The sequence below is a fragment of the Limnohabitans sp. MORI2 genome (assembly GCF_027925025.1).
Classification (GTDB): Bacteria; Pseudomonadota; Gammaproteobacteria; order Burkholderiales; family Burkholderiaceae_C; genus Limnohabitans.
This window is the reverse complement of record NZ_AP027058.1, coordinates 79338-102559: the sequence shown is the minus strand read 5'-3', so window position 1 is coordinate 102559 and position 23222 is coordinate 79338. Positions and strand designations below refer to the sequence as shown.

Here is a 23222-nt window from a genome sequence, read left to right as displayed (position 1 = left end):
ACGTGAATGTAGACACGAATCACCCAACGAAAAAGTAGCAAATCTTCAATTGTTTGTTGCAAAATGAACAACAATGGACAAATTCAATGCAATGCAACTTTTCGTGCGCGTGGCAGAAACGGGCAGTTTTACGGCGGTCGCTCAACAGTTAGGCGTGGATCGCTCCGTGGTGACACGTCAAGTCTCAGCGCTGGAAACACAGCTGGGCACCAAGCTGATGACGCGCAGCACCCGCAGCCTCACGCTCACCACGGCAGGTTCGGCTTATCTGGAAAAGTGCCGCGTCATCTTGAACATGCTGGACGCTGCAGAATCAAGCTTGGCGGAAGAAAAGGCCGTACCACGGGGCCGCTTACGGTTGGGTTTGCCTCTGAGCTTTGGTCTGCAACGCCTCATGCCTGTGCTGCTGCAGTTTGCACAAAAACACCCGCAAATTGAGTTGGTCATGGATTTTTCTGATCGACGTAGCAAACTGATCGAAGAAGGCATTGACCTGTCAATTCGCATCACCAACCGGCTGGAGCCCAGCGACATTGTTCGCAAATTGGGGGCGTCGCGCCTCATCACCGTCGCTTCACCACAGTATTTGGCCGAGCACGGCAAACCCAAGCACCCCAGCGATCTCGCGCATCATGCAGGGCTGCTGTATGCGTTGGATTTTCAATCGGACACATGGGCGTACGCGCACAAAGACGGCACCGTCACACGCGTGAACATGCGTCCGCGCTTGGCGGCCAACAACGGCGAGGCTTTGATGGAGGCCGCGGCACAAGGTCTAGGCATCACCCGCCAACCCGACTTCATTGCACGCCCTTACATCGACAAAGGCCAAGTCAGCGAGGTGCTGCCGGGCTTTGCATCTGAACCTTTGGGTATTTACGCGGTCTTACCAAGCAACCGTTACGTGCCGCATCGCGTGTCTGTCCTCATCGAGTACTTGGCCAAAGCTTTGAACCCAGACATGTCTGCCTAAGGGCGTTTGGCCAGCAAATCTGAATGCGCTGCTTCGTACGCAGCGGCCACTTGCAACAATTCTTCATCGCCTTGCGGACGCCCCATGAGCTGAATGCCCATTGGCCACGCATGCGTGGAATGAAAGCCTGCTGGCACGCTGATCGCAGGCAAGCCACCCAAGGTGGCATAGATGGTCACTTCCATCCACCGATGGTAGGTATCCATTTCACGACCACCGATGTGCGTGGGCCAACGTTGGTCAACGGCGAATGGCCAAACTTGCGCCACAGGCAAGGCGATCACATCCACGTTTTCAAACAGCGTGAGCAGGTGGTGATAGAAGCTGGTGCGGGTTTGACTCGCTTTGGAAAAATCGTTGTAGCTCAAAGTCAACGAGTGGTCATATTCCCACAGCGCTTCAGGCTTGATGTGATCACGCGCATCGGGCAACGACATCAACGCCCCCACGCGTGGCCCCACCAAAGCACGACGCCATGCCAGCCAGCATTGCCACAAACGATCGGTGTCAAAGCCCAGTGACAGCGGCGTCACGATGGCACCTTGCGAAGCCATGCGCTGTAACGCCTCTTCACACACCGACACAATGCCTGGCTCCATGGCGAGATAACCATTGAGGTCTCCCAACCAACCAATGCGTACGCCTTTCATGCGCGATGCATCGCATGTCACGCCGTCCACGCTCAATGGGGACGATAAGGACAAGGGCACACGCGTGTCATGCCCCGATTGCACCTGTAGCAGCTTGGCCAAGTCGGTGACCGTCCGAGCCATCGGGCCTTCCGTACCCAATTGGTCTAGCCACACATCGCTGCTCGGTCCAAATGGCACACGGCCTTGGCTTGGGCGCATGCCAAAAATATGGTTCCATCCCGCCGGGTTGCGCAACGAGCCCATGAAGTCAGAGCCATCGGCCACCGGCAGCAGGCGCTGCGCCAATGCCACGGCCGAGCCTCCGCTGCTGCCGCCAGCGCTGACCTTCACATCCCAAGCATTGGGCGTTGCGCCAAACAATTCGTTGAACGTGTGCGAGCCCAGCCCGAACTCTGGCATGTTGGTTTTGCCGACCACGATGCAACCTGCGGCTTTCATGCGCGCAGCCATCACACAGTCTTTTTGCGCCACCATGTCCTTCAACAGTGGGCTGCCATAGGTGGTGGGAAAACCCACCGCCGCTCCTGTGTCTTTGATGGCTTGTGGCATGCCGTGCATCCAACCACGCGAGTGGCCCACCGCCAACTCGGCATCACACACATCAGCTTGCGCCAGCAAAGTGTCATCCGCTGCCAAGTTGACGATGGCGTTGTAGGTCGGGTTGAGTCGATGGATGCGCTGCAAATACGCCTGCATCACCTCGCGACACGACACCTGCCGCGCGTGAATCGCTTGCGACAAGGCGTCTGCATGAAGGTCGGTGATGGCGTCGTGTGCGTTCATTTACTGAGGTTGCAAGTTGATCGATTTGGCGATGGCTTGGTAGCGTGCGATTTCAGACACATAGAGTTTGTCCAACTCTGCAGGCGTCATGGGCTTGGGCAAAGAGTTGCCTGTGCCTTCGTAGGCCTTGCGAATGTCTGGGTTTTGCAAGCTGTCGTTGATGGCTTTGTTGAGTTTGGCCACCACATCAGCGGGCGTATTTTTGGGCACTTGGATACCCGCCCACAAATCAAACTCAAAGCCTTCTAAGTTTTTATTCGCCGCCAGCGGCTCCAAGTTTGGAAAACGCGCCAATGGTTGCTTGGCCGTGATGCCCAAAGCTTTGACCTTGCCCTCTTGAATCAACGCAGGCACGTTGCCCACCAAGGGCATGAACACCATGTCAATTTGACTGCCCATCAAGTCGGTCAAGATCGGCGCCATGCCTTTGTAGGGTACATGCAGGGTTTTGGCTTTGGTGAGTTGCGTGAAACGTTCACCCACCAAATGGTAGAGGGAGCCTGGGCCCACGCTGGCATACGAGAGCTCTTTACCACCGGATTTTTTTGACAACTCAATCAACTCATTGACGTTGTTGACGGGCAAGTCCTTGCGGGTCAACAACACCATCGTGGTGGTGACCAACTGAGCGGCTAACTTCAAATCTTCTGGTTTGTATTTGACTGCGCTCATGGCGAGAGGCGCCAGCATGAGCTCCATGGGCGAGCCCAACACCATTTGGTAACCGTCCGCCGGTGCACTCAGCACTTTTTGCACACCCAACGCGCCGCCGACGCCGCCCGTGTTTTCGACAACCACTTGTTGTCCTAACTGCTTAGACAGCTCTGGCTGAATTTGCCTTGCCACAAAGTCAGAGCCGCCGCCCGCTGGATAAGGCACCACCATGGTGAGCAAATGATTGGGGTAATTTTGCGCCCATGACGACAGCGCCGCAGCACTCAAAGCGGCCAACATGAACGTGCGTTTGGTAATAGAGAGCAACGGCATAAGGTTCCTTCGCGATAACAAGATGAACAAAGCATCTAGCATCGCGGCACTGACGTGCAAGGGCTATCAAAAATTGGCAATTCGATGCTCGGGATTACCCGCAACCTTGCAGATGGCTGGCTTAAGCGGCTGCGCGCAAAGTGGCGGAGGGAAGTTCGCCAAAGAGACGTTTGTAGTCTTGCGAAAACTGTCCCATGTGCCAAAAGCCCCAGCGCGAAGCGATGTCAAACACGTTCTCGCCCACCTGCGCTTGCTTGAGCGCTTGCTGCGTGCGATTGAGTCGCGTGATGCGCTGGTATTTCATCGGACTCATGCCCAAAATTTCTTGGAAGCAATAGTTAAGCTTGCGCTGGCTCACGCCCACACGTTTGCAAATTTCCAACATGGACAACGCTTCGTCTCCACCGGTTTGCCACATCCATTCGCAGGCACGGTCAACCACCGCCTTGCGCATGCCGAGCGCTCGCACGTCTGACATATCGCAAGATGCAGGCAAGGCGTCAACCCATTCCAAAATCACATCGTCGCGCAAGATTTCCAATGCCTTGGCATTGGCGGCCAAGGGCAGGCCAGACTGGCTACATTCAAAAATTTGCCGATGCAAAGCCAACAAGCGTTGCGCACGATCGGCCCCAACGGAAACCACGCGCTGTTGCGACACCCAAGCGGCCATGGACGTGTGTTGCGTGCGCGCCCAAAGAGACGCCAGCAACTCGGCGTCCACCACGATGCCGATCAAGTTGAAGTTGGCAGGGCTGCACAAATCCAACCCATCACTGGGCCCGACCATGACATCGTGTTGACCCACGGATGCGCCTGAGAACAGAGCGGGCGTAGTGTCTGAGCATGCAGGCAATGCGAACAAATAACTGTCGTCCCCCAAGTCGCCGCGTTGGCGAATGGCTTGGTTGGCCCCCTCATGCACCAAGCTCACGCCCGGCAGCTGCATGAGATGCACTTGCCCTGAAAACTTGCCACACGACATTTGGTCGTACTGCAAAGACCACCCCGCCTGCGCCTGTGCTTGCTCATGCGCATCATGGGTTTTGACCAAGCGCGACCAAGGCTGCGCGGCAGAGCCGCCAAGCCGATGATCAGAAGCGCAGGTGTGAGGCATGGCCTGAGTTTAGTCAGACCGCGCCCTAGTACAAACCCCAAATCAAATGTGCCAAATCTCGATAGCGGTGGCACACGTCACTTCTTACGATGCAAGCAAATTCTGATGAAGGAGAGGCTTGTGTCCTTGCAGTCATTCACCACGCACAGCGCGATCGCGACGATCTTGGCCATTGGCGCCACGCTCAGCCATGCCGCAGCGCCAGCACCTGAACCTTTGCCCGCCGAGACGCTCACCGTCAGCAGCATCTCACCCAACATCACACAACGTGTGTACGTGGCCGACATCGCGATTGGGCACATCTCCGACGGGCGCATCCGCGTGTTCGATGCACAGCATGGCAAGTTCTTAGGCATGGTGTCGACGGGGTATGCCGGCAACTTCACCGTCAACCCTGCCGCACATGAGTTGTATGTAGCCACCACTCACCTCAGCCGCAGCTCTCGCGGCGACCGCACCGACGTTTTAGAGGTGCATGACACGGAGAACCTCGGCTTCAAGTACGAAGTGATCTTGCCATCTAAACGCGCACAAGCCCTCAACTACCGAGGCCTCGTGCGCACCAACAGCACTGGTAATTGGGTGTTTGTACAAAACGCAACGCCCGCCACATCCATCACGGTGGTCGATCTAAACCAACGCCGCGTCTTGGCTGAAGTGCCCACACCCGGCTGCTGGGGCGTTTTGCCTTCTGCCACGCATGCCATGCGCTTCTCCATGTTGTGTGGCGACGGCAAAGTGGCCACCGTCACCTTGAACGAGCAAGGGCAAGTGAGCGAGCGCCAAACCACCGCCAAATTGTTTGATGCCGATATGGATGCGTGGTTTCACCATGCCGAACAAGTGGGCGACAGATATTGGTTCGTCTCGTTCAAAGGTGTGTTGACCGAACTCGACCTCAGCGGCCCCGTCGCTGCCGTGCGTCAAACACGTCCTTTGGTCGACGCTGCAGCAGCACGCAAAGGCTGGCGTCCTGGCGGCTACCAAAACTTTGCCATTGACCCAAGCGGCCAACGTTTGGTGGTGGCCATGCACGCACAGGGCAGCGAAGGCACACACAAACGTCCCGCCCAACAACTGTGGACGTTTGATCTGGCAAGCGGCAAACGTCTGAGCACTGTGCCGGGACGCAGCACCATCTCTCTGACCTTTTCACGCAACGGTCAACGCCTACACGGCTTAAACGGTGAGGACGGCAGCATGACCATTTGGCAATGGTCTGACACGGGCCCAAAGCGTGTGCAAGCCACCGTGGCCAAAGCCGGTGAGTCATCAATGCACCTTGAATCTCACGACTAGGAGCACGCATGACAGACCTCTTGAACAGCCCCTTGTGGGTACTCATCTCAGCCTCCGCGCTGGCGGTGCTGTTTGCGCATGCGGCTTTGCTCAAAGCAGCGGACCGCGAACTGCTGCTTCACCACTTGGCTGGTTATGGCATTCCAGTGGGTGTGCGCGGTGCGTTGGCACATGTGGTCATAGCAGTTGAGGGTGTGACCGCCGCAGCGCTTCTGTCGCCTTGGCGTAGTGTTGGCGCATGGCTGGCTGCTGCGCTGTTGGGCATTTATGCCTTGGCCATGGCCTTGCAACTCGTGCAGCGGCGTGTCATTGACTGCGGCTGCGGCGGGCAAGCGCTGCCTGTGTCATGGGTCTTGGTGTTGCGCAATAGCTTGCTGATGGCGCTCGCGTGGATGGCAAGCCAAAGCGCCGACATGCGCGATTTGGCATGGATTGATTTTTGGGTGGTGATGGCCGCAGTGTTGCTGATGGTGGTGCTCTACACCGCCATTCACCAAGTGCTGATGCAGCAAGCCATGCTGCGACAACGTCTGTTTTCTGGGAGCTTGTGATGAATGCTTTGACAATTTCTGTGGCCTTGTTGTGGGTGGCTGTGCTGGTGCTTGCTGTTTTGTTGTGGGCCATCTCACGACAAGTGGGCGTGTTGTTTGAACGCGTAGCCCCTATGGGAGCTTTGGTGACGGACTCAGGGCCTCCCGTGGGCTCGCCCTCACCCATCTTTCAGCTCACCGGCATTCAATCTGAACCTGTGCAAATTGGCGGCGAGCATGCCACAGCGAGCTTGGTCTTTTTCTTGTCACCGACATGCCCTGTCTGTAAAAAGCTCCTGCCCGTACTCAAGGCCGTGGCACACGACGAGAAGCAAGACCTGCGCATTGTTTTGGCCAGCGACGGCGAGGCTGCAGAGCATTTGCAATTTGTGCAACAACAAAGCTTGAGCGGCATGCCTTATGTGTTGTCCACTCAGTTGGGCATGGAATACCGTGTGTCACGCTTGCCTTACGCCGTCTTGCTCGACAAGCAAGGCGTTGTGGTTTCTAAAGGTCTGGTGAATTCGCGCGAACAGCTTGACAGCTTGCTCAACGCGCATGACATGCAAACCCCCACGATTCAGCAATACCTCAGCGGCTCACCCGCATAAAGGAGGCACATCATGCAATGGCTCTTCCAACTCATTGACCGATTGACCGAACGGTCTGTTCGACAAGTTGCCCATTCCCACGGACGACGCAGCCTCATCACCAAACTTGGCGTGGCCTTGGTCGGCGGTGCCGTGCTACCCATGCTCCCGTTTGACCGCAGTGGGCAGTTCATGTCGGCCAACGCAGCGCAACCTAAAAAGCCTGCGCCCAACATGGACCCCACGCAGTGCGAGTACTGGCGCTATTGCGCATTTGACGGCTATCTGTGCACCTGTTGCGGTGGCTCTCTCACGCAATGTCCACCGGGCACTGAAGCCTCTAAGGTCAGTTGGGTGGGCACATGCTTGAACCCCGAAGATGGTCGACATTATTTGGTGTCGTACAACGACTGTTGCGGCAAAGGTTCGTGTGGCGAATGTTTATGCAACAACAACGAACGCGAACGCCCCGGCTACCGACTGGGTGTGCACAACGACATCAACTGGTGCATGGCCAATACCAGCTCGATGTTCCATTGCACCACCTCCATCATCGTTGGGGTGGCTTGATGCGTCGACTTCGCTGGGTTGTGTGGGCCTGTGCATGGCTCTGCCAAGGTGTTGGGGCGCAAACCACAGGCGCCGCTTTGTTTGAAACACACTGCAGCACTTGCCATCAAACCGATGGGGGTGGAACAGTAGGTCTAGCGCCGGCACTCAAAGGTGAACACTGGCAAGCGCTCAACAAAGACCGCCAATATTTGCTGACGGTACTCACCAAAGGTCTATCGGGACGCATTGAGGTCAATGGTCAAGTATTCATTGGCAACATGCCCTCGTTTGCGTCGCAGCTCGATGATGCGGCGTTGGCTGTATTGGCTCAGCACGTGCGCACGCTTCAAAGGGATGCACAGCAGGGACAGGCTTATTCAGCCGAAGAAGTGTTCGCCGTACGACAACTTGCAGGCAGCCCTCCTCAAACGCGCCAACGCCGCCAGACCTTACTCAGCGGGAACTGACATGCGGTTGGTGGCTGGCTTGGTGTTTGCAATGGCTTGCCTGAGCAGTCTGCATCTACAAGCTGGCGTGTTGGGAACGGCCGCACCCGTACGGGCTGAAGCCCCTTCGGTAGCCACCACCAGCAGCCCCCGAAGTTTGTATGTTTTGCATTGCGCCGGTTGCCACGGCATGGACGGCTCGGGCTCTGAGCTCGGTCAGGTGCCCGATATGCGGCAACTCGGTCGGTTTTTGACGCACCCGGAAGGTCGACGTTTCTTGGTGCAAGTGCCGGGGGTCATGGGGTCAGGCTTGAGCGACATCGATGTGGCACGCGTGACAAACTGGGTCTTCACCAACTTGGTCACCGATATCAATAGGCCAACATTTACGCCCTACACCGCTCAAGAAATCCAACAAGCACGTGCCAATCCCCTCAAAGATGTGATGGCCACGCGGGCACGATTACTCGCCCAAAAACCTTAGGCAATCGCCCCATCGAACTGAAACGCGCTAGGCCACTATGATGTAGGGCCTGCCCCATTTCATTTTGTTCAGCTATGTTCCGCACCCTCCTCAAATCAAAGATCCACCGCGTTGCCACAACCCAGTGCGAGCTCCATTACGAGGGCTCCTGCGCCATCGACGAAAACTTGCTTGATGCCGCCAATATTTGCGAAAACGAGCAAGTGCATATTTGGAACATCAACAACGGCGAACGCTTCATCACCTACGCGATCAAAGGCGAGCGTGGCTCGGGCATGATTTCAGTCAACGGCTCTGCCGCACGCCGCGCCAGCGTGGGCGACTTGTTGATCATTGCCTCCTTCGCGCAAGTGCATGAAGACCAAGTGGCCAAGCATGAGCCGCAACTGGTGTTTGTGGATGAACACAACCAGCAAGTGGGCCTGCGCCACCATGTACCCACGCAAGCCGCGCCTGGTCACAGCACGGATGAGTGCTAATTTAACTTGGCCTCAAGATCAACCCGCTCCGAGTGAGCGGGTTTTATTTTGGATCTACCAAGTGGCCACGTACATCACGTTCAACGTGATTGATGACGCGGCAATGTTGGCTTTTGCGTTTTCATAATTGCCATCCATCACCTTAGAACGGCGCACGATTTGTTCTCAGTATCGGGTAGCGATTGAATGTGGGATCGTGGTACGGGATTTGTTTGATCCAAAAATCCATGCGCATCTCTGGATCGTCTTTGAAACGATCATCGCGATCCATTCGTGTTTGATATTCTTTGCGCAAATCGGGTAGTTTTTGATGAAGCGCCTCACCATAACGCTCTCTGATTCGCCGATCTTCGCGATACATCCACTGAGCAATTTGAAGTTGGCGATGGTTTGAGATGTGATCCGTCACTTCGTAAGCCGTGTTGAATAAACCCCAGCGCGACAACGAGTCTGGTGCGACAGGCTCTAACAGGTGTGCAGCCAATAGCGATCGCGCTTGCCGTATTGGCACGTAGAGCGAACCCGCCAGCAAATCCGCATATGCATCCACCCACTCACCTTGCACATTCGTTCTGAGTCGACCTTGAAATGTTCTGGATTCAAACGAAATATTCTCTGAATTAACTTCCAATGCTTGCACCGACAAACTTTTGAGCGAACGGGGCAGCGTTTGGTAGACGATGTGGTGCTTTTGAAGATACGGCAAAACAACCGATGCCCATCCTGCGGGGATCAAATAGCCGGCTTGAGGCAAATTAACAATGGCATCGTTGACAGGTTGGATGTCGTTATAAACAGGCACACGCCACACCACAGGCTCATTCAGGTGATAAGTGATATGCCGCCCACCGACGACGGGTGCTTGCAAGTGCGTGGTGTATTCGTATCCCAGCAAGTCCATTTGACCCGTGGGTATTTCAACACCTGTTTCGAGTAGGTTGTGCCAATCTAAGGCGACCGTCTCGCTGTACATTTTTTCGGAATGTTCATCGGCATTGGTGGCAACTTTTAAAAGCTCACGACCATCTTTTGCAATCAGCTCCAGCGCTGCAGTCAACACATCAATGCCCGTTCGAACTCGCTGCGCATAAGGCGTCCAGGCATGGTGTTCGACCAAGAGCCCTATCCGATTACGCAGAACAGCGTACACATGTGAGAACCGCGGTGCGTCTGCATCGCGCATGATGCCAGCCCTTGGATTTTCGAAATCAAGCAAAACCGGGGTGAAATCCAGTGGATGCTGCCCCTTTGCGCGCAAACGTGACATCATGTCACTCAACAGCTGCTCGGACACCTCATGCAATGCATCATCAGCACTGAACATGGAGGACATGGACAACGACACGCCATGGCGAAAGCGAACACCATCGGTCACATGCAAATCCAGCGTTAGAAGCGGGTCCCATTGCGCCACCAATTGAAGCATCGCGTTCATCTCGGGGGATTGACCCAGCATCCAATCACGGTTCAAGTTGATGCGTTGTGCGGTGACACGCTCGCCTTGCAAACCAGGGCCATTTTGATTAGGCCGGTTGTAGGGACTTGGGCGTTCATGCCCGTCCACATTAAAGACAGGCACAAACAAAAGCAGCTGTTGTTTCAGCGGATCATGGCTCGGTGGCGTATTCAGCCATTGGCGAATCAGAATGAGGCCTGCGTCTTTACCGTCAATCTCACCTGCATGCGTACCCCCGATCGCCAATACCACGGGGATTCCTTGGCGTTTAGCCTGAGTGGGGTTTAACGCACCACTGCGACTCACGGCCAAGACCCATAGCGGTCGCCCCTCTGATGATCGCCCCATGCTGAAGCAACGTGCCGAATCGGGATACTTTTGCGCCAATGTCTGACACATCGTTTCGACCTCGGCATAGCCGCCTGTCAGACGAAACTTGCTCGTCTCTGCTTGCAATAAATCCGTCGCTTCTTTTGCCGCTTGTCCCCACCCGCTCGTGGTGCAAAGAAAAAAGAGAACTAACCAGCGAAGAAAAAATTTACCGTCGAACAAAAGAGGCCCTCTACGAGAAGGTGAATAGAAAAATTTTGATGATTCTCGTCTTCTTTTGATCGATTTCTCACCCCTACGCCGATCTCAATAAAGCGACTTATTTAGGCAAAAAACACGGAGTCAGGCTCGGCAAGTTCTATGGCCGAATCAACTAAAGCATAGGTTCTAGAACATATTTGATATTGAGAGAAATACCGCGAATCACTACGATCTTAGGGTTTTTAAATTTCCCCTATTCCATGAGATTTGCCATCGTTACATCCTCTATTTCTCTTGTGCTCATCGCGATCGTGAGCGCAATCGCCATTGCGCTGTTGTCTTGGATTTACGCTTCAAGCTCTAGCAGCGAGCCAACCCCAGATAACAAGGTGGAGATCTTGTGGGGACAAAGCAGCTAAAGCCATGAAACCACGCATCCTCATCGCCATATTTTTCACGCTTGCCAGCATCAGCTCAGCAGCCATGCTTTTTTTAGACAAACCCAACAAGTCATTGCGCAGAGCCAACGAACTAGCAAACACGATTGAAATCAAGTGGGGCGAAGGCTCTGAAGCTGGCGTACCAGAGATCTTGACTAAAACCTCAAAATAAAAAAAGCCTCTGCGCTTTCATTGCGCAGAGGCTTTTGTCGGCAAGGTCTGCTTAGCGTGACTTACGACGTGCAGGAGCCTTTGCTGCTTTAGGGGCATGCTCTTTCAATTTAGCGATACCTTCTTGTGCCAATTCAGCTGTCTTTTTGGCGTTTTTGCGCACTTCGGCAAATGCTTTGTTGCTAGCTTCCACGGCCGCTTTCACAGCTGACACAGCAGCTTCCGAGCCTTCAGGTGCTTTTTTCAAGTTGTCAGCCAAAGCCTTGTTGGCAGCGGCATGGGCTTGATCAAAATGACCTTCAGCAAAGGCTGCGCCTTCTGCTTGAAACTCTTGGCTCAACTCATACGCTGTCGCAGCAAAACCTGCCAAGCTTTTAGCCGAGTTTTCCAATTGGGCTTTCAACAGCTCCAAAGCGGCAGCAGGGTCTTTGACTTCTAAAGCCGAGACCAATTGTTCTTGGGCCAATTCCGCATTGACACGCGCTTGCTCCAACGCCAATTCGGTCACACGCTCGAGTTGCGCGAAAGACATATTGGCCAAGTCAAAAGCAGCTTTCACAGAAGCATCCACTTGAGGTTTGATTTGGTTTTGCATTTGCAATCCTTTAAAAATTAAATTCGATGGAGGGATGGTATAGGCGTCTTTTTCGGAAAACAAGCCAAAACGCGCCCTTTAGAGCCAGCTCTCTATCTCAAACATGGCCGAAACGATGGTTTGTCCATAACGCTTTAACAAGGTATTTACCAGATTGCCACAGATGCATCGTTGGTTATTCTTTGCACTCAGCTTACAAATTTTGTCCTATTGGCCATATGCAACAGCTTTTCAATTTCAGCCTCAAAGCCTGTTTGGCCCTGGTTGCCGTCGGTGAGGCTTCCTTGATCTTTTTAAGCGACTTCTCAGGTTACATGTTTGATGTGGTGATTTTGTCGCTCGCGTTTGCCATGACGGTCTATTGCTTTGTGAGAGCCATACGCAACTACACATCGGACGTTCAAAAGCTGGGTTTATAGGCGTTCATTCGAGCTACCATCTGCGGCATGCTGCAGTACGAAACCGTTCCCGTCACCCCATTCCAACAAAATTGCTCCATCGTTTGGTGCGACCAAACCATGAAAGCCGCAGTCATCGACCCTGGTGGCGATTTGCCCGTCATTCAGGCAGCCTGCCAACAGTTGGGCGTGACCTTGGAGCAAATCTGGATCACCCACGCCCACATTGACCATGCCGGCGCCACGGCAGACTTGGCCGAACAGCTGGGTTTGCCGATCTTCGGCCCCCATGAAGGCGATCAGTTTTGGATTGATGGACTGCCACAGGCTGCAGCCAGCTATCGCTTTCCACCGGCACGCGCATTCACCCCCACGCGCTGGCTGAATGACAACGACACCGTCACCCTCGGGCAACACACGTTGCAAGTGCGTCACTGTCCGGGCCACACGCCTGGGCATGTGGTGTTCTACTCACCCGAAATCAAGCGTGCTTTTGTGGGGGATGTGTTGTTTGCCGGGAGCATTGGTCGCACAGACTTTCCTCGCGGCAACCATGACGACTTGATCAACAGCATCACCCAGCGTTTGTGGCCGATGGGTGACGACACTGTTTTCATTCCCGGCCATGGCCCTGAAAGCACATTTGGTCGAGAACGCAAAACCAACCCCTATGTGGGTGGCACCTGACGCATCAAAGTGTTATTTGGTCCGCTCGTATAGCGGCATGACCTTGGGCAAGTTGGCCTGAATTTCTTCAATCCGCGTGTTGCCCGAAGGGTGCGTGCTGAGCCATTGCGGCGGCGCACCTTTGTTGGCTGCACTCATTTTTTGCCACAGGGTGATGCCTGCACGCGGGTCGTAGCCGGCACGGGCGGCGATTTCCATACCCACCAAGTCCGCCTCGGTTTCATCATCGCGGCTGAATTTGAGGTTCAACAAGTTAGCACCTTGTTTGGCAACCAAATCCGTAAGTTGTGGATTCACACCAAAGAACACGGCCGCAACCGTACTGCCAATTGTTGCCACGCCATTGGTGGCAGCCGCTTTACCCATGCGCTCACGGGCGTGTTCGCGCAAGGCATGGGCAATTTCGTGGCCCATGACCATGGCCACTTCATCATCCGTCAGTTGCAACTGTGTGAGGATGCCGCTGTAAAAGGCAATCTTGCCACCGGGCATACAAAACGCGTTGATTTGGTTGGAGCCCACCAAGTTCACTTCCCAGGTCCACTCTTTGGCACGCGGATTCCATTCAAAGCTGTGCGGGATCAGCTCTTTGGCAATGCGGCGCAAACGAATCACCTGTGGATGGTTGTCTGGCCCCAGCGCGTTTTTGCTAGCGGCTTCTTTCATCATGTCGCTGTATTGTTTGCGAGCCGATTGCTCCACCTCGGCTGCTGGCACGAGCCCTGCAAACACCGAGGCCTCTTTGTTGACTTCTACGCCATCGCGCGCGAGCAACGCACCGCTGCCTAAACCGCATGCGCAACCCACACAACCGTAAAGAAAAGCACGTTTGGTGACCATAGAAAATTCTCTTGATGAAAGCCTGAAAATAGAGGCATGAACGATACAACAAAACCAAGTTGGCTTGCAGCCTTACGTGTGTACCTCGAGCCTGCGTCTTGGCGCATGTTGTGTCTTGGTTTTTCGGCAGGTTTGCCGCTGTTGTTGGTCTTAGGTACCCTGAGTTTTCGCCTGCGCGAAGCGGGCATTGACCGCAGCACAATTGGTTTTTTAAGTTGGGTCGGTTTGGCTTATGGCTTCAAGTGGGTGTGGTCGCCCTTGGTCGACCGTTTGCCTTTGCCCTTGCTCACCCACTGGCTGGGTCGCCGCCGCAGTTGGCTGCTGTTGTCCCAAATCATGGTGATGGCGGGCTTGGTGGGCATGGCGATGCTAGACCCACAAGTGGCGTTAGAACCTGTGGTGTGGTGTGCGCTTGTTGTGGCATTTGGTTCGGCCACACAAGACATTGCATTGGATGCTTTTCGCATTGAATCCGCCGACACCCAGCACCAAGCGGCCTTGGCCGCAACCTATCAAACCGGCTACCGCTTGGCCATGATTTGGGCGGGCGCTGGCGTGCTGTGGGTGGCCGCTCGTGCTTCAGGTGCTGAAGAAACGACCTACCAACACACAGCTTGGCAAACTGCATATTTGGTCATGGCGGCTTCGATGGGTGTGGGCGTGCTCACAGTGTGGGTGTCTCCAGAGCCGGCCTTGCGTGAACTGCCCCCTGCACGCAATGCCGCTGAATGGTTGCGTGGCGCACTCATTGAACCCTTTGCCGACTTCATTCGGCGCTACCGCTGGCAAGCAGCGATCATCCTTGGGCTGATTGCCGTCTACCGCATCAGCGATGTGGTGATGGGCATCATGGCCAATCCGTTTTATGTGGACATGGGCTACACCAAAGACGAAGTGGCGGCCGTCACCAAAGTATTTGGCGTGATCATGACCTTGCTGGGTGCATTCATCGGTGGCGTGTTGTCGATGCGCTTGGGTGTGATGCGCATTCTCATGTTGGGTGCTGTGCTCAGCGCTTTGACCAATTTGTTGTTTGCATGGCTGGCCACACGCGGCCATGATCTAACGGCTTTGGTCTGGGTCATTTCGGCAGACAACTTGGCCAGCGGCATTGCGTCCGCAGCATTCATTGCATATTTGTCGAGCCTGACAAACGTGAACTACTCGGCCACACAGTACGCGCTGTTCAGCTCCATGATGTTGCTGGCCCCGAAATGGTTGGCTGGCTTTTCGGGCGTGTATGTGGACGCGCATGGCTATGAGGCGTTTTTCACGAGCACCGCGTTGTTAGGTGCGCCTGTGTTGCTTTTGGTGTGGTGGGCTTCGAGGTTGTCACCTCGCTGATTTACCTTGTCTTTACCTCGCGTTCAGAGAAGCACACACTTGGCAAGTGCATGATGAGCCCACCATGAATACCTTGCTTTTGATTGAAGATGATCATCGCCTTGCCAATATGGTGAGCGAGTACTTAGAACAATCCGGTTTTTCAGTGCAGCACGCACCGAATGGCTTGAACGGACTCAAAACCCTGCAAGACATCCACCCTTCTATGGTGCTGCTCGATTTGATGCTGCCTGACATGGACGGCTTAGAGGTTTGCAAACGCATCCGAGCTTTGCCTGGTACTCTGGCACAAACCCCCGTTCTGATGCTGACCGCCAAAGGCGACCCGATGGACCGCATCGTGGGCTTGGAACTCGGCGCTGACGACTACCTGCCGAAGCCGTTTGAGCCTCGCGAATTACTGGCACGCATTCGCGCCGTGCTGCGACGACATGCGCCACATGAAACCACCAAAACCTCACACCAAACTTTGAAATTCGGCTCTCTTGAGCTCGATCGCGATGCCCGTACCGTCACCGTGCAAGGACAAGTGTGTGACCTCACCTCTTACCAGTTTGATTTGCTGTGGGTATTGGCTGAGCGCGCTGGCCGTGTGCTGTCGCGTGACCAAATCATGGGGGCCGTACGCGGCCGTGAGCTAGAAGCTTTCGATCGCTCGATTGACGTACACATGGGTCGCATTCGAACCGCCATTGAAGACGATCCCAAAGCCCCCAAAAGGATCCTCACCGTGCGCGGCGTAGGCTACGTGTTCGCCAAACAGCAAGACTGACATGACTTCCTCATCCACACCCAACCGTTCGTTGCACTTGCCCTTGTACGTGCGCATTTGGTTGGCCGTGGTGTTTGCAGTGGCGGTGTTGACCCTGCTCACGGGTTGGGTCATGCGCATGTCGGCCGAGCCTCCGCTGCGCGAAGTGATGGTGCGCAACACGTCTGGCGAATTGGTGGGCGAGGGCAAAGCACGTTTGCGACCACTGGATAATCTGCCAATTGAAGCACCTCCGGTGCCCGACCCAGACATGCCTCATCCGCCAGGACACTTTGGCTCGGGCCCTGAATTCATGGTGCGCATGCACAACGGCGAAATGATGCATGTGCATTTGCCTCGCCCACCCCGCAACTTTTGGTCACGCACGCCTTTTGGCTTCGCGTGGACCTTGGGCTTGGTGGCCTTAGCTGTGGCGCTTGGCACATATCCCATCGTTCGCCGACTCACACGCCGCTTGGAGAATTTGCAAAAAGGTGTGGAGCAGTGGGGCACGGGTAACTTGTCGGCCCGTGTGGCAGAGCAAGGCAATGACGAAGTGGCCTACCTTGCACAACGCTTCAACCATGCCGCCGAACAAGTGGAGCAACTGGTCACGTCGCACAAATCGCTGCTGGCCAATGCCTCACATGAACTGCGCTCACCCCTCACCCGCATTCGCATGGGATTAGAGTTGATGGGCGACTCGCCTTCGCCAACCATGAAGGCTGAGATTTCGCGCAGTGTGAGCGAGCTCGATCAACTGATTGATGAGATTTTGTTGGCTAGCCGACTCGACGCCAAAGAAGCCGACCTCGGCACCATTGAACCTGTCGACTTGACAGGCCTTGCCAGCGAAGAGTGCGCCCGTGTGCAAGCGCATTTGGAATTGGGTTTCGACCCACGCAGCATCATCGTTCCCGGCGTGGCCAAGCTGCTGCGCCGTGTTTTGCGTAACTTGTTAGAGAACGCGCGCCGCTACGGCACGTCAGACATTGAGGTACAGCTCAGCGCTCAGACTGTTGACCAAGAAAACTGGGTCCGGTTGTGCGTGTGTGACCGTGGCCCAGGTGTGCCACCTGACTTGCGCGAACGAATTTTTGAACCGTTTTATCGCTTGCCAGGCGCCAGCGAGCGCGAAGGTGGCGTGGGTCTGGGCTTGTCGTTGGTGAAATCCATCGTGCAGCGCCATGGTGGCCGCGTTCATTGCGAAGACCGTGAAGGCGGTGGCGCTAGGTTCGTGGTGATGCTGCCAGCCTGATCAGCAAGCAAACCCGGCCACTAACCGCTGCACCATCTCGGCCGCAGAACATTCTGCACACCCCGAACGGTTGATGCCGGACCACAAAGGCGTGAAGTCATCACACCCCTTCGCCTCGGCTTTCGCACGCAACGGAGCGATGCTTTGCGTGGCCATGGGGAATATGGGGGCGGTTGCGTTTTCAGGGCCGATCTCGTGCATCACTCGGTTGAACATGCCTCTCGCCAACCCCCCTGTGAATAAATTGGTCAGCGCTGTCGGCGCTTGCACATCACGCAAACGCGCACGATGAAGTGCGCTGGTCTTGGCTTCGTGGCACAACAAGAATGACGTGCCCACTTGCACAGCCGAGGCACCTGCAGACATGGCCGCATGCACATCGTGTGCATCAGCGATGCCGCCAGCAGCGATGATGGGTACATGAATATTCGGTGTCAGTTGCTGGAGCAGGGTCAATAAATTTGACTGTGCTGTCACATCACGGTCTAAAAAATGGCCACGATGCCCACCCGCTTCTAGCCCCTGTGCAATCACGCCATCAGCGCCGTGCGAAACCAACCATTGCGCCTCCTTCAACGTCGTTGCGGACGACAACACCAACGCACCACGCGCTTTGACACGCGCCAACAGCGGTTGACTCGGCAAACCAAAGTGAAAGCTCACCACCGTGGGGGTGAACTCCTCCAGCACTTCCGCCATTTCTTCATCGAACGGGCGACGTCCAGGTGCAGCGGGAATGGTGGATGGGTCAACGCCAAATTCTTGGTAATAGGGTCGCAAAGTGGCTTGCCACGCCGATTCAGCGGTCGTCGTGTGCGTAGGCGTTGTGTGGCAAAAGAAATTGACGTTGTACGGCAAGCCACTGGCTTGCAGCACTTGCAATTCACGTCGCAAACTTTGAGCATCCAGCATGGCTGCAGGCAGCGAACCCAAACCTCCAGCAGCGCTCACGGCCATCGCCAAGCTGCTGTCTTGCACGCCCGCCATGGGCGCTTGAATGAGGGGATAGCGAGTTTTAAGAATGTGATGGAGTGACATGGCGACTATGATGGAAATCTAAATTTATACCTGAGCGTTCATCCAATTGAATTCCATGAAAAAACGCATTCTTATCTTGTCACACGACAACAAAGTTGGCGATGCCATTGTGGCAACGGGCATCTTCAAACCGTTGCGTACGCACATGCCTGACTGCGAAATAGGCGTACTTTGTGGCCCGAGCAATGCGGCGCTCTATAAACACCACCCAGATGTTAAATGGTTGCATGTATCTCCGAGTCGCAACGTGTTTTCTCGCATGTGGGCCAGCTTTAAAGCGCGACTGGTTCGGTACGACATGGTGGTGCACTTCGGATTGGATTTGGCAAATCCTTCGCAGCAAATTGTTTTGAACATGGTGAATGCCAAGCAACGTTTCTTATTTTCTGAGCATCCCATCCATCCGTTGCCTAATGATGTCGTGATTCATGGCATATCCGAGACATCACACTACTCTGAGCGACATGTTCAACTTTTGCGCACACTGAACATTCCGGTCAATTCATACCGATATGACATTCGCCTTGACGAACAGCCATTAGCTACAGAAGTCGAGCAGGCTCATCCCTTGTTGGTCATCAACAGCCAAAGTAGTACGTCCAATCGCTCTCTGTCTACCGCTTGGTTACATGACTTTGTTGTGAACGTGCTGGCTCAGCATCCAACGATGAACATCCAGCTTTTGAGTGCTAGCCCTAGCCACGAGACTGAACTTCTCAAAGCCATGTCGGGTTTAGAGCCTCGCGTCGCTATTTCACGTTTTCATCCAAGCGTGAGCCACTCTCTTCGCGTCATTCGTACGGCAGACTTCGTACTCACTCCAGACACCTATGCTGTTCACGCAGCCAGCGCTTGGAATATCCCAGTGGTTGCGTTGTATTTGCCTGCCGGTCCGACGAAAGTTTGGACACCTTTGTCTGATACCTACATACAAATTGAAGCGAGTTCAGGAAAAGTGGTGAGCGACATTCATGTGTCAGACGTGATGGCTGCATTGAATGAGGTGATGACGCAACCTCATTCGCGCCGTCATGTTCAGGCTCACTGAGCTCAGCACTCAGTGGCCGAACTGTTGAAAACCAGCCACACAGACGTCCATGAATTGTTGACGCAAGGCGTTGCGCCTCTTCAAGGCGGATCGTTTCTTCGACTCGACCTCATGCTCAGGGCGCGGCTCCCATACGACGGGCAATAACCAATGTCCCTGCGATGTCTGTTCAGTTGCACCCAGTTGCTGCCAGAGCTCGTCATAACTCATGCTGATGCGTTTAGACAAACTGAAATAGTTGGCGTAGGCGTGCTTTTTGTCTGCCACCCCCACAATGTCCGTCAAGCCCCAAGTTTGAGCCAGCGCCTGTATCGCATGAAGCAAAAAGAACCCGGGCTTTGTGCGCTCTAAAGCCTGCGTGGCCTGTTTGATCAAATCCTTGGTGTTCGAGACACCTTGGAAACAGCCTAAAAACATGGCGTGACCATCGCCTGGCAATCCAAGCATGTGGGCAGGCAACACACTGATCGATGAGCGCATCAATAAGACCCCGTTGACATGCAACGTCAACATCAGCTCGCCTTCTCGACCCAAACCACGGCTGGGGCCAAGCATGACCTCGAAGTCTGTCTCGTTATGTCGAATCTTGGCGATGCTCATCCTTTCAGGCTCATAAAAAGAGCGCATGAAAGACGCTTTGAACTTTTGCTCAAACCACTCCATAAAAGCGAGCTGCGCCTTGGCGCGTGCTTGACTGTCTAAACCCGTCCAGAGATAAGCGCGTGTGCACTTGAGCAGCAAAGAGGGGTCTCTCTCCAACAAGCTGGTCAGTTGATGCGACTCAAAGTACTGCTGGACTTCTGCAAGCTCGGAGCGAAAAAGTGTTTGTCTTAGCTTGAACTTCAAGCGACGCTTCATGGTCTGAATCTTCCCACCGGCCAAGTTGTCGGTGAGCAAGAAAAGCTCTTCTGAGTTAGACCACATATATTCTCAATTCAATGATTTGACGGCCACCCACAATGTGGCCTTTGTTTTCACAGCAAGCGGTACACCCGCTCGGCTGCGACATCTTCTAAGCAACGCATGTGACCGAGTGGACAAGTGCGTTCGTAGCAAGGGGCACACGCCAGCGGGGGTTGGTAGTTTTTATCGACACGCAGCCAGACCACGCGCGCGCGATCATTCAATGGCGGGGTGTGCTCTGGACTCGATGAGCCAAATACAGCCACTTGTGGCACACCAAAGGCAGCTGCCACATGCATCAAGCCCGAGTCATTGCTCACCACACGAAACGCATAGGCAATCAGCGCAAAGGCCTGCATCAAGTTGGTTTGCCCCGCCAAGTTAAAGCAGTGACCTGGCTTGCTTGCGTTGGCAGCCGTGGCAATTTCTTGGCAGATGTCGAACTCTTTGTTGGAACCGAGCAAAAAGACAGGTCGATCAATCTTGCCTGCCAACTCGGCAAAATGCTTTGCAGGCCATCGTTTGGCAGGGCCGTATTCAGCACCAGGCGCAAACACCACAAAACTGTGCTTGGCCAAAGTCGGCAAGGTGGGCATGTCGGTTGCAAGTTGCTCTAGCGCCTCATCCAACACACCGACGGGTGCTTTGAGCACGGGGCGCAAATCACCCACCAGTTTCATCGGACCGCTGCGGCTTTGGCCGACCAAGCTGAGCGCGGCGTACCACTCCACCATCGGCGGGCGCTCTTCGGTATCAGGATTACCGAGGCGGTCAGTCAGAAGACCGTAACGCATCTCGCCGGTATAGCCCACGCGTTTGGCAATGCCAGCCATCCAGGGCAGCAAGGCACTCTTCAAGGAGTTGGGGCACACATAGGCCACATCAAACTTGCCACGCAGTTGGGCCGCCAATTTGATGCGCCCCATCAGCTGCAAGCCACCGTGCTTGAACGGCATTTCAATCACCTCAGCCACACCTGGCATCACACGGTAAACCGGTGCAATCCAAGGCAAAGCAGCGACGGTGAGGCGCTCGCCACGCGCAGCCAAGCGACGTAGCAAGGGCTCGGTCATCACCGCATCCCCAATCCATTGGGGTGCAATGATGAGCGCGTTTTTAGTGATGGCCGCCAACGTGCTCGCCGGCTTTGAGTTTGTACACAGTGCCGCAGTAAGGGCACTTGGCTTCACCGGTGCTGGCCACATCCAAGTAAACCTTGGGGTGGCTGTTCCAGAGTTTCATATCGGCCTTGGCGCTGGGGCAGTAAACGCCGCCGTTGCCGTTTAAATCTTTGGCCAAGAGTTCAACTGTGTTGCTCATGTTCTTTTCCTAAAAGTTCAAACGTCGCTGCTTAGACTTTGGTGAGCCAGTGTGCGTACTTGGGGTTGCGGCCGTTGACGATGTCAAAGAACGCTGTTTGGATTTTTTCAGTGATCGGGCCGCGGCTGCCTGCACCCAATTGGATGCGGTCGAGTTCACGAATCGGTGTGACTTCTGCAGCAGTGCCTGTGAAGAAGGCTTCATCAGCGATGTACACCTCGTCACGCGTGATGCGCTTTTGCACAATCTCAAGGCCCAAATCTTTGGCGATGTGGAACACAGTGTTGCGGGTGATGCCGTTCAAAGCGCCAGCTGACAAGTCGGGCGTGTAGATGACGCCGTCTTTGACCACGAAGATGTTTTCGCCAGCGCCTTCAGACACAAAGCCTGAGGTGTCGAGCAACAAGGCCTCGTCGTAACCTTCGTCAGTTACTTCCATATTGGCCAGGATGGAGTTGGTGTAGTTGCTCACCGCTTTGGCTTGCGTCATGGTGATGTTGACGTGGTGGCGGGTGTAGCTAGAAGTCTTCACGCGGATGCCGCGCTTCATGCCTTCTTCGCCGAGGTATGCACCCCATGTCCATGCTGCGACCATCAAATGGATGGTGTTGCCTTTGGGGCTGACGCCCAATTTCTTATCGCCAATCCAAGTCAGGGGACGCAAGTAGCCGGACTCCAGCTTGTTCTCACGCACCACATCGCATTGCGCTTGGTTGACTTGCTCTTTGGTGAACGGAATGTTCATGCGCAAGATCTTGGCGCTGTTGAACAAGCGGTCGGTGTGCTCTTGCAAACGGAAGATGGCTGTGCCTTGCTCGGTTTTGTATGCGCGTACGCCTTCAAAAGCGCCGCAACCGTAGTGCAGGGTGTGGCTCAACACATGGATCTTGGCGTCGCGCCAATCGACCATCTGGCCGTCCATCCAGATTTTGCCGTCACGGTCAGACATGGATGATGGGATCACGACGCTCATGGGATTTCCTTTGGACTGATGATGTTGTTGTCGCCTGTTTTGGCGTAATACTTCATTTTAACGGGGCTAGAACCCGCCAATTCAAAGCGCTTAGTCGTTCGCCGCGTGGCTGACCGGTTCGACGTCTGTGGCTTGGAAGGGGCGATCCAGGGTCCAGCTTTGCAGCTTGCCCTGCACAAACACGCAGCGCACGACCGATTGGCTGCCATCGCGCCAGCTGAAGACCTCGGGCTGAGCGCCCTTTTCGGACTCTGCTTGGCCCAAGGCTTTGGTCATCGCAATGACGTGCATCAAGCTGACGCCAGCTTTGAGCTTGGCATTGAGCATGACGGCGCTGTCGACAAAGCCAATCGGGCGGTTGCTGGCCCGCTTCATGATTTGTACCAAACGCGTGAAATACAAGAGCAGCCACATGACGCCGCCCGTCACCACCATGGCAATGCCCATCCAGCCCCAGCTTTGCCAAGCCCAAGCCGTCAGGCCTACCGCTCCAATGGGCACCAAATATCTTTGAAAGTTCATGCGCCTATTGTCTCAGGCTCAGTGCGGATCTTCGAACCCCCGCATCACGGCAAG

General features: G+C 54.9%; 26 protein-coding genes. 14 read left to right on the top strand and 12 right to left on the bottom strand.

Going from position 1 to position 23222, the window contains the following annotated elements; genetic code table 11:
- The first annotated feature begins 91 nt into the window (after positions 1 to 91).
- The gene (locus tag QMG27_RS00460) at positions 92 to 973 is read left to right on the top strand and encodes a LysR family transcriptional regulator (protein WP_281812057.1); all 882 of its coding nucleotides are present in this window, start codon (positions 92 to 94) and stop codon (positions 971 to 973) included.
- Here the strand turns inward: QMG27_RS00460 and QMG27_RS00455 are convergent.
- The 3 genes from QMG27_RS00455 to QMG27_RS00445 all read right to left on the bottom strand — a co-directional run bounded on the left by QMG27_RS00455 (position 970) and on the right by QMG27_RS00445 (position 4513).
- Positions 970 to 2409: an amidase gene (locus QMG27_RS00455; RefSeq protein ID WP_281812055.1), complete on the bottom strand. Its 1440-nt coding sequence runs from the start codon at positions 2407 to 2409 to the stop codon at positions 970 to 972. The genes QMG27_RS00460 and QMG27_RS00455 overlap by 4 nt on opposite strands.
- A complete protein-coding gene (locus tag QMG27_RS00450; RefSeq protein ID WP_281812053.1) occupies positions 2410 to 3396 on the bottom strand; it encodes a tripartite tricarboxylate transporter substrate binding protein in 987 nt (328 codons plus the stop codon).
- 121 nt (positions 3397 to 3517) lie between these two features.
- Positions 3518 to 4513: a helix-turn-helix domain-containing protein gene (locus QMG27_RS00445; protein ID WP_281812051.1), complete on the bottom strand. Its 996-nt coding sequence runs from the start codon at positions 4511 to 4513 to the stop codon at positions 3518 to 3520.
- 120 nt (positions 4514 to 4633) lie between these two features.
- On the opposite strand from QMG27_RS00445, the gene QMG27_RS00440 reads away from it, so the two are divergent.
- The 7 genes from QMG27_RS00440 to panD all read left to right on the top strand — a co-directional run bounded on the left by QMG27_RS00440 (position 4634) and on the right by panD (position 8893).
- Entirely contained in the window at positions 4634 to 5812 is a 1179-nt protein-coding gene (locus tag QMG27_RS00440) for an amine dehydrogenase large subunit (RefSeq protein WP_281812049.1), read from the top strand.
- A gap of 8 nt (positions 5813 to 5820) precedes the next feature.
- A complete protein-coding gene (locus tag QMG27_RS00435) occupies positions 5821 to 6363 on the top strand; it encodes a MauE/DoxX family redox-associated membrane protein (RefSeq protein WP_281812047.1) in 543 nt (180 codons plus the stop codon).
- Entirely contained in the window at positions 6363 to 6953 is a 591-nt protein-coding gene (gene mauD, locus QMG27_RS00430; RefSeq protein ID WP_281812045.1) for a methylamine dehydrogenase accessory protein MauD, read from the top strand. The genes QMG27_RS00435 and mauD overlap by 1 nt, the downstream gene beginning before the upstream one ends.
- Before the next feature lie 12 nt (positions 6954 to 6965).
- Positions 6966 to 7502 (top strand): methylamine dehydrogenase light chain, encoded by a 537-nt coding sequence (locus QMG27_RS00425; protein ID WP_281812043.1) that lies wholly within the window; start codon positions 6966 to 6968, stop codon positions 7500 to 7502.
- The gene (locus QMG27_RS00420; RefSeq protein WP_281812042.1) at positions 7502 to 7951 is read left to right on the top strand and encodes a cytochrome c; all 450 of its coding nucleotides are present in this window, start codon (positions 7502 to 7504) and stop codon (positions 7949 to 7951) included. Before QMG27_RS00425 ends, QMG27_RS00420 begins: the two co-directional genes overlap by 1 nt.
- A 1-nt stretch (position 7952) precedes the next feature.
- Entirely contained in the window at positions 7953 to 8414 is a 462-nt protein-coding gene (locus QMG27_RS00415) for a cytochrome c (protein ID WP_281812041.1), read from the top strand.
- A 74-nt stretch (positions 8415 to 8488) separates the two neighbouring features.
- Entirely contained in the window at positions 8489 to 8893 is a 405-nt protein-coding gene (panD, locus tag QMG27_RS00410; RefSeq protein ID WP_281812039.1) for an aspartate 1-decarboxylase, read from the top strand.
- Between the two features lie 142 nt (positions 8894 to 9035).
- Here panD and QMG27_RS00405 read toward each other — a convergent pair whose 3' ends face one another.
- Positions 9036 to 10901: a M14 family zinc carboxypeptidase gene (locus tag QMG27_RS00405; RefSeq protein ID WP_281812037.1), complete on the bottom strand. Its 1866-nt coding sequence runs from the start codon at positions 10899 to 10901 to the stop codon at positions 9036 to 9038.
- A 402-nt stretch (positions 10902 to 11303) separates the two neighbouring features.
- Here QMG27_RS00405 and QMG27_RS00400 point away from each other — a divergent pair, with 402 nt between their 5' ends.
- A complete protein-coding gene (locus QMG27_RS00400) occupies positions 11304 to 11492 on the top strand; it encodes a hypothetical protein (protein ID WP_281812035.1) in 189 nt (62 codons plus the stop codon).
- A gap of 51 nt (positions 11493 to 11543) precedes the next feature.
- Here QMG27_RS00400 and QMG27_RS00395 read toward each other — a convergent pair whose 3' ends face one another.
- Entirely contained in the window at positions 11544 to 12086 is a 543-nt protein-coding gene (locus tag QMG27_RS00395) for a phasin family protein (RefSeq protein WP_281812033.1), read from the bottom strand.
- Between the two features lie 446 nt (positions 12087 to 12532).
- Between QMG27_RS00395 and QMG27_RS00390 the strand changes: the two genes are divergently transcribed.
- A complete protein-coding gene (locus QMG27_RS00390; RefSeq protein ID WP_281812031.1) occupies positions 12533 to 13171 on the top strand; it encodes an MBL fold metallo-hydrolase in 639 nt (212 codons plus the stop codon).
- Between the two features lie 12 nt (positions 13172 to 13183).
- On the opposite strand, the gene QMG27_RS00385 is transcribed toward QMG27_RS00390, so the two are convergent.
- Positions 13184 to 14011, bottom strand: a complete 828-nt coding sequence (locus QMG27_RS00385) for a M48 family metallopeptidase (protein WP_281812029.1) — start codon at positions 14009 to 14011, stop codon at positions 13184 to 13186.
- A gap of 36 nt (positions 14012 to 14047) precedes the next feature.
- Here QMG27_RS00385 and QMG27_RS00380 point away from each other — a divergent pair, with 36 nt between their 5' ends.
- From QMG27_RS00380 to QMG27_RS00370, 3 genes are all read left to right on the top strand, one after another.
- Positions 14048 to 15355, top strand: coding sequence for an AmpG family muropeptide MFS transporter (locus QMG27_RS00380; RefSeq protein WP_281812027.1), 1308 nt, complete (start codon positions 14048 to 14050; stop codon positions 15353 to 15355).
- 64 nt (positions 15356 to 15419) lie between these two features.
- A complete protein-coding gene (locus QMG27_RS00375; protein WP_281812026.1) occupies positions 15420 to 16127 on the top strand; it encodes a response regulator transcription factor in 708 nt (235 codons plus the stop codon).
- A gap of 1 nt (position 16128) precedes the next feature.
- Positions 16129 to 17364: a HAMP domain-containing sensor histidine kinase gene (locus tag QMG27_RS00370; protein WP_281812024.1), complete on the top strand. Its 1236-nt coding sequence runs from the start codon at positions 16129 to 16131 to the stop codon at positions 17362 to 17364.
- Here QMG27_RS00370 and QMG27_RS00365 read toward each other — a convergent pair whose 3' ends face one another.
- Positions 17365 to 18402: a nitronate monooxygenase gene (locus tag QMG27_RS00365; RefSeq protein ID WP_281812022.1), complete on the bottom strand. Its 1038-nt coding sequence runs from the start codon at positions 18400 to 18402 to the stop codon at positions 17365 to 17367.
- Positions 18403 to 18457: 55 nt separating this feature from the next.
- Here QMG27_RS00365 and QMG27_RS00360 point away from each other — a divergent pair, with 55 nt between their 5' ends.
- Positions 18458 to 19450 carry a glycosyltransferase family 9 protein gene (locus QMG27_RS00360; RefSeq protein ID WP_281812020.1) on the top strand — a complete coding sequence of 331 codons (993 nt, stop codon included), beginning with the start codon at positions 18458 to 18460 and terminating at the stop codon, positions 19448 to 19450.
- A 9-nt stretch (positions 19451 to 19459) separates the two neighbouring features.
- Here QMG27_RS00360 and QMG27_RS00355 read toward each other — a convergent pair whose 3' ends face one another.
- The 5 genes from QMG27_RS00355 to QMG27_RS00335 all read right to left on the bottom strand — a co-directional run bounded on the left by QMG27_RS00355 (position 19460) and on the right by QMG27_RS00335 (position 23168).
- Entirely contained in the window at positions 19460 to 20374 is a 915-nt protein-coding gene (locus tag QMG27_RS00355) for a DUF535 family protein (protein WP_281812018.1), read from the bottom strand.
- Between the two features lie 50 nt (positions 20375 to 20424).
- Entirely contained in the window at positions 20425 to 21486 is a 1062-nt protein-coding gene (waaF, locus tag QMG27_RS00350; protein ID WP_281812016.1) for a lipopolysaccharide heptosyltransferase II, read from the bottom strand.
- A complete protein-coding gene (locus QMG27_RS00345) occupies positions 21470 to 21673 on the bottom strand; it encodes a zinc-finger domain-containing protein (RefSeq protein ID WP_281812014.1) in 204 nt (67 codons plus the stop codon). The genes waaF and QMG27_RS00345 overlap by 17 nt, the downstream gene beginning before the upstream one ends.
- A 31-nt stretch (positions 21674 to 21704) precedes the next feature.
- Positions 21705 to 22646, bottom strand: coding sequence for a branched-chain amino acid transaminase (locus QMG27_RS00340; protein ID WP_281812012.1), 942 nt, complete (start codon positions 22644 to 22646; stop codon positions 21705 to 21707).
- Positions 22647 to 22736: 90 nt separating this feature from the next.
- Positions 22737 to 23168, bottom strand: coding sequence for a glycerate kinase (locus QMG27_RS00335; RefSeq protein ID WP_281812011.1), 432 nt, complete (start codon positions 23166 to 23168; stop codon positions 22737 to 22739).
- Positions 23169 to 23222 lie beyond the last annotated feature (54 nt).